Annotated in this window: 1 protein-coding gene; it reads left to right on the forward strand. The window is 69.7% G+C overall.

The genetic code is table 11. From position 1 onward, the window contains the following. Positions 1 to 857 (forward strand): ATP-binding cassette domain-containing protein (locus AC07PZ_RS31595; RefSeq protein ID WP_495299138.1); only part of this gene is annotated, 857 nt, incomplete at both ends.

The raw sequence follows: 857 nt of genomic DNA on the forward strand, positions 1-857 counted from the left end.
TCGCCGAAGCAGATCGTGCGCAGCTACCCGTTCCAGCTCTCGGGCGGCCAGCGCCAGCGCGTCATGATCGCGATGGCGCTGCTGAACAACCCGCGCCTGCTGCTGGCCGACGAGCCGACCACCGCGCTGGACGTGACCACGCAGCGCCAGATCCTCGACCTGATCCAGAAGCTGCAGACCGAACGCCGCATGGGCGTGCTGTTCATCACCCACGACTTCGGCGTGGTGGCGGACATTGCCGACCGCGTGGTCGTCATGCGCCATGGCCGCGTGGTCGAGCAAGGCACGCGCGACGAGGTGCTGCGCAACCCGCAGCACGAGTACACGCAGAAGCTGATCGCCGCGGTGCCGGGGCGCAACGCGCGCAGCACGGCGCATGCCGCGTCGAAGTCCGAGCCGCTGCTCAAGATCGAGCAGCTGCGCAAGACCTTCGTCTCGAAGTCGGGCATGTTCTCGCCGCCGCGCACAGTGGTCGCGGCCGACGGCATCGACCTCGCGATCCAGGAAGGCGAAACCGTCTCGGTGGTGGGCGAATCGGGCTCGGGCAAGTCGACGCTCGGGCGCATGGTGATGCGGCTGATGGAGCCGGACAGCGGACGCATCGTCTTCGCGGGCCAGTCGATCCTCGGCCAGGACGCGGCGGCGTTGCGCGAGTACCGCCGCCAGGTGCAGATCATCTTCCAGGACCCGTTCGCCTCGCTCAACCCGCGGCAGAAGGTCGGCGACGCGATCGCGCGCGGGCCGATGATCTACGGCACGCCGCGCGCCGAGGCACTGAAGGCCGCCGCCGCGCTGCTCGAACGCGTGGGGCTCGGTGCGTCGGCGATCAACCGCTTCCCGCACGAGTTCTCGGGCGG

Source organism: Variovorax sp. GW821-FHT10B04, assembly GCF_059415645.1.